10 protein-coding genes are annotated in these 9,355 nt (G+C 67.8%); 4 read left to right on the top strand and 6 right to left on the bottom strand.

What is annotated here, in order from left to right; all coding sequences use genetic code 11:
• The first annotated feature begins 3 nt into the window (after positions 1-3).
• Genes AAC997_RS07700 through queG form a run of 3 tightly spaced genes read left to right on the top strand, consistent with a single transcriptional unit; the run spans position 4 to position 2,712 of the window.
• Positions 4-900: a cation diffusion facilitator family transporter gene (locus AAC997_RS07700; RefSeq protein WP_340645110.1), complete on the top strand. Its 897-nt coding sequence runs from the start codon at positions 4-6 to the stop codon at positions 898-900.
• A 17-nt stretch (positions 901-917) separates the two neighbouring features.
• Complete coding sequence (locus tag AAC997_RS07695) at positions 918-1,604, top strand: glutathione S-transferase family protein (RefSeq protein ID WP_340645109.1); 687 nt, start codon at positions 918-920, stop codon at positions 1,602-1,604.
• Positions 1,585-2,712: a tRNA epoxyqueuosine(34) reductase QueG gene (gene queG, locus AAC997_RS07690; protein WP_340645108.1), complete on the top strand. Its 1,128-nt coding sequence runs from the start codon at positions 1,585-1,587 to the stop codon at positions 2,710-2,712. The genes AAC997_RS07695 and queG overlap by 20 nt, the downstream gene beginning before the upstream one ends.
• On the opposite strand, the gene AAC997_RS07685 is transcribed toward queG, so the two are convergent.
• The 6 genes from AAC997_RS07685 to AAC997_RS07660 all read right to left on the bottom strand — a co-directional run bounded on the left by AAC997_RS07685 (position 2,709) and on the right by AAC997_RS07660 (position 8,056).
• Positions 2,709-3,359, bottom strand: a complete 651-nt coding sequence (locus AAC997_RS07685) for a glutathione S-transferase (RefSeq protein ID WP_340645107.1) — start codon at positions 3,357-3,359, stop codon at positions 2,709-2,711. The genes queG and AAC997_RS07685 overlap by 4 nt on opposite strands.
• A 3-nt stretch (positions 3,360-3,362) precedes the next feature.
• The gene (locus AAC997_RS07680; protein ID WP_340645106.1) at positions 3,363-4,181 is read right to left on the bottom strand and encodes a crotonase/enoyl-CoA hydratase family protein; all 819 of its coding nucleotides are present in this window, start codon (positions 4,179-4,181) and stop codon (positions 3,363-3,365) included.
• Between the two features lie 11 nt (positions 4,182-4,192).
• Positions 4,193-5,110 carry a glutathione S-transferase gene (locus tag AAC997_RS07675; protein ID WP_340645105.1) on the bottom strand — a complete coding sequence of 306 codons (918 nt, stop codon included), beginning with the start codon at positions 5,108-5,110 and terminating at the stop codon, positions 4,193-4,195.
• Between the two features lie 95 nt (positions 5,111-5,205).
• Positions 5,206-5,991: a 3-hydroxybutyrate dehydrogenase gene (locus AAC997_RS07670; protein ID WP_340645104.1), complete on the bottom strand. Its 786-nt coding sequence runs from the start codon at positions 5,989-5,991 to the stop codon at positions 5,206-5,208.
• Between the two features lie 99 nt (positions 5,992-6,090).
• Complete coding sequence (locus AAC997_RS07665; protein ID WP_340645103.1) at positions 6,091-7,515, bottom strand: MFS transporter; 1,425 nt, start codon at positions 7,513-7,515, stop codon at positions 6,091-6,093.
• Positions 7,516-7,630: 115 nt separating this feature from the next.
• Positions 7,631-8,056, bottom strand: coding sequence for a globin (locus AAC997_RS07660; protein WP_340645102.1), 426 nt, complete (start codon positions 8,054-8,056; stop codon positions 7,631-7,633).
• Positions 8,057-8,191: 135 nt separating this feature from the next.
• Between AAC997_RS07660 and AAC997_RS07655 the strand changes: the two genes are divergently transcribed.
• A complete protein-coding gene (locus tag AAC997_RS07655; protein ID WP_340645101.1) occupies positions 8,192-9,289 on the top strand; it encodes an NADH:flavin oxidoreductase in 1,098 nt (365 codons plus the stop codon).
• The last annotated feature ends 66 nt before the right edge of the window (positions 9,290-9,355 follow it).

The raw sequence follows: 9,355 nt of genomic DNA, 5'->3' as shown, positions 1-9,355 counted from the left end.
ACCCTGGCCTCGGTTGGCGTGGCCGCCGTGCTGGTGACCCTGAAGGGGGCTGTATGGCTGGCGAGCGGCTCAGTGGCGCTGCTGGCGTCGGCGGCGGATTCCGGGCTCGACCTGCTGGCCTCGCTCGTGACCTTCTTCGCGGTCCGCTATGCGGCGGCTCCGCCTGACGCCGAGCATAGGTTTGGACACGGCAAGGCCGAGGCCTTCGCCAGCCTGATCCAGGGGGGCCTGGTGTTCGCCTCGGCGGCGCTGATCGGGCGAGAGGCCATTCACAATCTGCTCCAGCCGCACGAACTGCACCAGGAAGGCTGGGCGGTGGCCGTCATGGCGGTTTCAACCGTAATGACCGGTCTGCTGATCGCCGCCCAAACCCAGGTGTTGAAGCGAACCGCTTCGGTGGCCGTGGCCGGCGACCGCGCGCACTACGCCACCGACCTCGCCTCCAACGCCGTGGCCCTGCTCGGGATCGGCGCCTCGGTCTTGTTCGGCTGGGGGAACCTGGACGCCATCGCCGCCCTCATCATCACCGTGCTGTTGCTGTGGGGAGCAGTTAGTGTTTTTCGCCAAGCCGCGAACCAATTGATGGATCGCGAATTGCCAGATGATGACCGCGCCCGGATCGTTCACTTGGTGACCGCCGACCCCCTCCTGACGGACGTTCATCAACTCCGGACGCGAGCGTCGGGACCCTATATTCACATGCAGATGCATGTCGACATGGACCCATCCCTGTCGCTTGAAGTGGCGCACTCGGCCATTGTCGCGGCGGAAAAACGCGTACTGGCCGAGTTCCCCCGCGCTGACATCATCATCCATCCCGACCCTCGCGGCGCAGCAGAGCCGCATGGCGGAGCCTTCGCCGAAACCGCGCTCGGTAAACGCGGCCTTAACGAGGGTTAGCGATAGTCATCCGCCTGATGAGCCTCGATCTTACCCTTCACCACTTCCCGCTCGACCCCGCTTCCCGCCAGGTTCGCCTGGCGCTGGGAGAAAAGCGCTTGGCCTTCGCCGAAGAGCAGGTTCGCTACTGGGAACGGCCCGCGAGCCTGGTGAAGATGAACCCCTCGGGGCTCACGCCGGTGCTGTGCGTCGGCACGAGCCGCGACCCACTGGTGCTGTGCGAAGGCCGCGCGATCCTCGACTATCTTGAGGAAACCCATCCCGAACCGCCGCTGCTGGGCCGCGATCCCGCCGAGCGGGCCGAGGCCCGGCGGCTGATGCAATGGTTCGACCGCAAGTTCGACTACGAGGTCGGCGGCTTCATCCTGCACGAGAAGATGGAGAAGCGGCTGCTGGGCCTGGGCGCCCCGGACCTGGCGTCCCTTCGCCAGGGCCGCGAGGCCCTGCGCGGACACATGCTCTATATCGACAGCCTGTTGGCCGACCGCGACTGGCTGGCCGGCAGCCGCCTGTCCCTGGCGGATTTCGCAGCCGCGGCGCACCTCTCGGTGATCGACTATTTTGGCGACGTGCCCTGGGCGGACTTCCAAGCCGTCAAGACCTGGTACATGAAGCTGAAATCGAGGCCGGCCTTCCGGCCGCTGCTGGCCGACCGCTGGCCCGGCCTCGCGCCGGCGCCGCATTATGACGACCTCGACTTCTGAGCTGATCGCCGCCAAGGCCGCCGAGCTGGGCTTCGACGCCTGCCGCTTCGCGCGCGTGGACGAGGCGTGGGCGGCGGGTGGCCGGCTGCTGGAATTCATCGACCACGGCCGCCACGGCGAAATGGCCTGGATGGCGACGACGGCCGAGCGCCGCGCTCATCCGAACGCCATGTGGGGCGGGGCGCGGTCGGCGATCATGCTGGGGGTCAACTACGGTCCCGACGCCGATCCCCTGGAGGCGTTGGCGCACAAGGACCGAGGGGTGATCTCGGCCTATGCCCAGGGCGACGACTATCACGAGCTGATCAAGGGGCGGCTGAAGCAGCTGGCGAGTTGGCTGGCGTCCAGGTTCGGCGGTGAACTGAAGGTGTTCGTCGACACCGCGCCGCTGATGGAAAAGCCGCTGGCGGCCCGCGCGGGCCTCGGCTGGCAGGGCAAGCACACCAATCTGGTGAGCCGGGAATTCGGGTCGTGGCTGTTCCTGGGCTCGATCCTCACCGAGCTGGAGCTGGCCCCCGACACCGCCGAGGTGGACCACTGCGGGTCGTGCCAGGCCTGCCTGGACATCTGCCCGACGAAGGCCTTCCCGGCGCCGTTCCAGCTGGATGCCCGGCGCTGCATCTCCTACCTGACCATCGAGTTGAAGGGGCCGATCCCGCGGGAGTTCCGGGCGGCGCTGGGCAACCGCATCTACGGCTGTGACGACTGCCTGGCGGTCTGCCCCTGGAACAAGTTCGCCGCGACGGCGCGGGAACAGAGGCTGCACGCCCGCGAGGCCCTGAAGGCGCCGGGCCTGCGGGAGCTGGCGGCGCTAGATGATCCGAGCTTCCGGGCACTGTTCTCCAAGAGCCCGGTCAAGCGGATCGGCCGCGAGCGGTTCGTGAGGAACGTACTTTATGCCGTGGGGAATTCAGGAGATGTGACGTTGGCGCGGGTGGCCGAAGGGCTGCTCGCCGATCCCTCGCCCTTGGTGCGCGGCGCGGCGGTCTGGGCGCTGGGGCGGTTGTTGGATGCGGACGTGTTCGAGGCGTTGCGGTCGGCGCAGACCGAAAGCGATGCCGCCGTGCGGGAAGAATGGGCCTCACCCCAAAGCGTCGTCGAGGGTTAGGATGTCTGCCAGCTCGGGGGCGGCGCCTCGCTCTGCGCCGTCTTCGCTCTCACGAACCCGTCGCGCGTCTGCAGCCGTGCCCAATAGTCCCCCACCGCCTCGCTGAACCGCGCGTCGAGACCCAGCGTCTCCGCCAGCAGCAGGGCATAGCCCACCGAGATGTCCGCGCCGGTGAACCGTCCGGCGCAATACCAGCCGCCGTTCGCCGCCAGCCTCGGCTCCAACCCTTTCAGGCGCGCGTTGAACCAGCGGCCGTAGTCGTCGGCGACCTGGGGGTTGCGGCGATCCTGGGGTTCCAGGCGCGTGTAGCGAAGCACCAGAGTCTGGGGGAAGGTCAGGGTCGCTTCGCCGAAATGCAGGCCGTTCAGCCAGTCGCCATAGGCCAGGTCGCCGGGCTCGACGGAAATCGCCGAGGGGCCGTCGCGGGTGGCGAGGTACTGGATGATGGCCGCGCTCTCGGTCATCCGGGTCGCCCCGTCCACCAGCAGCGGGATGGTGCCCAGCGGGTTCTCCGCCAGATAGTCGGGCGAAAGCACCCTCGGCGGGAAGGGCAGAAGCCTCAACTCGTAGGCCAGGCGCAACTCCTCCAGGGCCCAGAGAGCCCGGAAGGAGCGCGCATCGGCGCAGTGGTAGAGAACCAACGCCACCGGTTAGTCCGCATAGACGGCGGCGCGCTTCTGCATATTGGACATCACCGCCTCGACCTGGTTGGGCGAGCCGATCAAGGCGCCCTGCTCCTGGCTCTCGGCCAGCAGGATGGCGTGCTGGTCGGCGTCGTGGGCCATGTCCAACAGGCGCTTGGAGCCCTTGATCGCGTCCGGGTTCTTGCCGGCGATCTCGGCGGCGAGCGCCAGGGCCTCGGCGCGGGGGTCGGCGCAGACGCGGGTGGCGAAGCCGAGACGCAGGGCCTCGGCTCCATCAAAGATGCGGCCGGTGTAGGTCAGCTCCCGGGCCACGTCGTCACGCACCAGGCGCTTCATCAGGACGATGCCGCCCATGTCCGGCACCAGGCCCCACTTGATCTCCATCACGGCCATGCGGGTGTCGGCGGTGACGAAGCGCAGGTCGGCGCCCAGCGCCAGCTGGAAGCCGCCACCGAAGGCCACGCCGTGGATGGCGGCGATCACCGGCACGGTCTGCTCGCGCCAGACCATGACCGCGTGCTGGGCGCGGTTGGAGCCGCCCGGCGTGCGTTTCGGCGTCAGCAGGGCCTCGCCGGTGGAGGACTGGCCGCCCGAGCGCTCGCCCGAGGCCATCTTACCGAAATTGCCCATGTCGAGGCCGGCGCAGAAAGCCTTGCCCTCGCCCGACAGCACGATGGCGCGGACGCCCGCCCGGGTCTTCAGCGCCTCGCCGGTGTCGATCAGGGCCTGAAACATGTGGTCGTCGAGGGCGTTCATCTTGTCGGTGCGGACCAGGCGCACATCGGCGACGCCGTCCTTCAGATCAACCTTTATGCGGTCTTCCATGGCGGGCTCCTTCAAAGGGGTCGGGCGCGCACGGCCACGTAGCCGGCACGGGGGAAGTGAATGTGCAGGGCGCCGAGATCGGCCGAGTTGCGGGCGATCACCAGCCGGTCGGCGGTGGCGGCCACCAGGGTCCCGGCGATGGGATCGCGGCCATAGTCGTCGGCCATGACGGTCACATGAGTTCCGGGATCCAGGCCCAGGGCGTCGGCGGGATCATGGGCCGGGGTGGGCCCCGGCTGAGTGTCGCGGGCGATCTCCAGGGCCACGCGGCCGGCCATCTCCTCGCGGGCGCCTTCGCCGAGCGCCATCATCTTTTCGGCCCAGTCGGGGATACGGGTGAGGCCGACCATCAGGGTCTTGGCGGTCCCCGGCAGGGCGTTGCTGAGCCAGACGACGTTCATATAGGCCGCGACGTCGGAAAGGCCGGGCCTGTCCCCCGACAGGAAGGGGTGGAGGGCCAGGCCTTGATCGATCCAGGCGGCATGGGCCCGCCATTGCGGCCGCATGACGCCGGCCGCGCCCTTCATGGCGGCCACGTCGAAGGGCCGGCCGGAGAGTTTTTCGCGGTCATCAAGGAAGGCCTTGGGCACCGCTTCGCCGATCTCGCCGAAGATCACCGGGACGGTCGTCTGGAAGAACAGTCGGTCGGCCCAGAAGTTCACCGCCCAGTCGGGACCGGTGACGGCGGGGGGATTGGGAGCGCGGCGCTCGATCTCGGCCAGGATCACCTGGGTGTCGCAATAGACATCGGCGCCGATCTGCATGACCGGCGCGCGGCGATAGCCGCCGGTCAGCGGGGTCAGGTCCGGCTTGGGCATCATGTTCGGCGTGATCACCGAGGACCAGGCCAGCCCCTTCAGCCCCAGAAAACAGCGCACCTTCTGGGAGAAGGGCGAGGCCTCGTAGTGGTGCAGGATGATCCCGGTCATGACGTCTCCCTGGCAAGCTCTGGAGGCTCGCGCAGGCTTACGCTGTCACGGAATTGACCGCCGCGAAACTCTGACGCCGCGTCAGGAGGGCCGCCTCAGGCCGCCGTCCAGCCGCCATCGACGGAGAGGTTGGCGCCGGTCATCTGCTTGGCGGCGGGCGAGCAGAGGAAGACGGCGATGGCGGCGACCTCCTCGGGCGTCACGAACTGCTTGGTGGGTTGAGCGGCCAGCAGCACGTCGCTGATCACCTGCTCCCGGGTCAGGCCGCGCGAGGCCATGGTGGCGGGAATCTGATTTTCCACCAGGGGCGTCCAGACATAGCCCGGGCTGATGCAGTTGACCGTCACGCCGTGGGGCGCGAGCTCCAGGGCGGCGGTCTTGGTGAGACCGACGACGCCGTGCTTGGCCGCCACATAGGCCCCCTTGAAGGGAGAGGCGACAAGACTGTGGGCCGAGGCGGTGGAAATGATCCGGCCCCAGCCACGCGCCTTCATGCCTGGAACCGCCGCGCGGATCGCGTGGAAGGCCGCGGAGAGATTGATGGCGATGATCTGGTCCCACTTGTCGACGGGGAAGTCCTCGATCGGCGAGACGAACTGGACGCCGGCATTGTTCACCAGCACGTCCACCGCGCCCAGCTCGCCCTCCGCCTGGGCGATCATCGCGGCGATCTGCGCCGGCTCGGTCATGTCGGCGCCCGAATAGATCGCCCTCACTCCGAACTCTGCCTCGATGCCCGCGCGCTCCTTCTCAATATCCTCCGGCTTCCCGAAGCCGTTGATCAGGACATTGGCGCCCTCCGCGGCGAAGGCGCGGGCGATGGCCAGGCCGATGCCGCTGGTGGAGCCGGTGACCACGGCGGATTTCGATTTCAGGTTCATGTCGGCCTCTTCGGAGTGCGCCGAACACGATCGGCTACAGGCTCATATTGCGGCGCACAATGAGCGCAAGACAAGAACCGATGCCGGCGGGCGCCAGGGTCACTCCGGCTTGTTGTCCAGCACCGGGATAGCCGGTTCACCCGAGATGCTCTCGAGGATGGGAGCCTCGGCGAACTGGGCGTCGCGAGCGTCGAGGTCGCGGCGGATCTGGGCGTGGCGGTCGGCGTCCAGACGCCAGCCGACAACACAGGCGCCGCCGAGCATGACGAAGACGATGGGGCCGGCGATATAGGCCCATTCCAGGCTGCGGATAGCCGAAGGCGTGTTCACGGCCCCTTCCGCGGCGTTGTAGCCGAGCCTGCCCAGCAGCGGGAAGGTGATGCCGATGGAGAAGGCCGAGGCGATCTTGGCGGCCAGACTGTTGAGGGCGTAGATCAGGCTGATCCGCTCCTGACCCTGCTCCAGGCGCACCTCGTCGCCGACATCGGCCAGCATGGCGCGGATCATCAGGTCAAAGCCGGCGGCCATGAAACCGCACCAGAACATCACCGGCAGGGCGGCGACCACGTTGCCCTTGGGAACCACCATCACCATGCACAGGCCCAGCGAATAGGCCGTGGTGGTGACCATCAGGGTGCGATGCTTGGATAGCTTCTGGGCCAGGCGGGCGGTAAGGGGCGCGCCGAAAATGCCGGCCACCACATAGACCAGCAGCAGGACCGAGGCCTGGGTGCCCGAATAGCCGCGGCTGTCGGTGAAGAAGAAGACGTAGAGGGCGCTCATCCAGCCGGGGCCGAGGGTCAGGGCCATCTGGGCCAGGAACAGGCGCAGCAGGTCGGGCTTCACCAGCAGCGAGACATAGTCGCGCAGGCGGAACTGCGGCATGCCGGTTTCCGGCGCGATGCGTTCGGGGGTGCGGAACACCATCCAGACCATGGAGATCGGGATCAGCCAGAAGATGAACCATCCCATGTCCGGAACGGTCTGGGCCGAGGTGCGGTGCAGGGCGTTGGCGCCGATCGGGATCAACAGCACCACCACCGCCCCGATGACCCCGAGGGCCGCCACCACACCGAAGAGGCGGGAGCGCTCATCATAGGTGGTGGACAGATTGGCGCCCCAGGCCGAATGGCCGAGGCCGAGGATCGAGGTGCCGAGATAGAAGATCAGCAGCCAGCCGATCAGATACAGCGAGCCGATGCCGTAGGGCGCCTGGAACAGCGCATAGGTGGCGAGCATCAGCACCGGGGCGCCGACGATCATCCAGAACCGGTAGCGGCCGATGCGGGTGCGGGTGCGGTCCATGATCAGGCCCAGCACCGGATCGACGCCGATATCCAGCAGCCGGACGATCGCCCAGGCGCTTCCCACCACCGCCAGGCTGACGCCAAGATGGCTGGCGAAGTAGGGCGGCAGGTAGACCGCGACAGCCACGGCGAGCGCGCCGAGCGGCAGGTTGGAAAGCGAAAACCCGAAGATCGTGCGCAGGCGCAGCCTGCTGGAGCCTGACGCGCCCTGGTTCACTAAGACTGCTCCCGACCCGCGCCGCTCAACCGGACGCTCCGCGAGCGCACAGGACGCGATTTCCCAAGGGGAGGGCAAGGGGGTGTGGTCACGAATGACAACAGATACATCGGACCTAGACCGCGACCCCGGCTGTCTCCGCCTGGTTCGGGTGGGTGACATAGTAGTCGAGATCGGCCAGCAGCTTGGTCCAGGCCTGGTCGATCTGCGGCGTCCAGTCGGGCCCCAGGACGTCCTTCAGCGTGTCGGCGACCGTGCCGAAGAAGATCGCGAAGACGTCGGGCGGCACATCGTAGCCGGCGTGGGTGATCACCTCGGTCTGGATCAGGGTGGAGGCGTAGAGCCGCTCTCCAATGAAATCGAGGATGGCGGAGAACACCCTGGCCAGCATCTCGCCGCGGATCGCCCAGTTCTTGTCGTTCCAGAACAGGGCCTCCATCTCCGGATGGTCGGCGAACAGGCGGGCATAGACCAGGGGGGTCAGATCCTCGCAACGCTCGGCGGCCAGTTCCAGGCTCTGCTCGATCAGGTCCGCGTTCATGGGCTTCCTCCCGCGTGAGCCGCGATCATCGCGCGGGCTCAGCTTATCGGCAATCACTTAGGCAAGCTGGGGCTTGCGCCGGCGGCGGGGGACCTTTCAACTGGCGCCACCCTCGCTCAAGCCCGGATGATCCCCTTGCCCGCCGATCTGCTCGCTCCGATGACCTTCCCCCATGGCCGCGCCATGAAGAACCGGCTGATGCTGGCGCCGCTCACCAACCTGCAGAGCCATGTGGACGGGACGATGTCGGAGGACGAGTTCCACTGGCTGACCCTGCGGGCCCAGGGCGGGTTCGGCCTGACCATGACCTGCGCGGCCCACGTCCAGGCGATCGGCCAGGGCTTCCCCGGCCAGATGGGCATCTGGTCGGACGGCCACATAGAGGGCCTGACCCGGCTGGCCACCGCCATCAAGGCCGCCGACAGCGTCGCGGTGGTGCAACTTCACCACGCAGGCTACCGCTCGCCCAAGGATCTGATCGGGACCCAGCCTGTGGGGCCGTCCGATGACGAGGCCTCAGGCTCGCGGGGCCTCTCGACCGCCGAGGTCGAACAGGTGGTGGAGGACTTCATCGTCGCGGCGGTGCGGGCCAAGACGGCGGGTTTCGACGGGGTCGAGGTGCACGGCGCCCACTCCTACATCCTGTGTCAGTTCCTCAGCGCCGGGCTGAACCGTCGCACCGACCCGTACGGCGGCTCGGCGGAGAACCGTGGCCGGATCATCGTGGAAATCCTGCGCGGCGTCCGCGAACGCTGCGGGCCGGACTTCCTAGTGGGCCTGCGGCTGTCGCCGGAGCGGTTCGACCTGGACCTGCGCGAGATCGCCGACTTCGCCCAGGCGGTGATGAGCGCCAAGCTGATCGACTTCCTCGACATGTCCCTGTGGGACGCCTTCAAGGAGCCTGCGGACGAGGCCTATAAGGGTCGCACCCTGATGAGCTATTTCACCGAACTGGACCGGGGCGCCGTGCGCCTGGGCGTCGCCGGCAAGATCATGAGCGCCGCCGACGCCCGCGCCATGCTGGCGGCCGGCGCCGACTTTGTCCTGCTGGGTCGCGCCGCCATCCTGCATCACGACTGGCCACATCGCCTGGAGATGGACGCCGACTTCGCCCCCATCAGCCTGCCGGTCACCCGCGAACACCTGCGCCACGAAGGCCTGGGCCCGGCCTTCGTCGAGTACATGGCGACGTGGAAGGGGTTCGTGACCGAGCCGGAGGCGGTGGGGGCCTAAACCCCATTTCCGCTCACCCCGGCGAAGGCCGGGGCCCAGATACATCCGCCGAATTCAGGATTTTGG

The organism is Phenylobacterium sp. (assembly GCF_037968635.1).
Taxonomy (GTDB): domain Bacteria; phylum Pseudomonadota; class Alphaproteobacteria; order Caulobacterales; family Caulobacteraceae; genus Phenylobacterium.
This window is presented reverse-complemented; position numbering and strand designations above follow the sequence as displayed.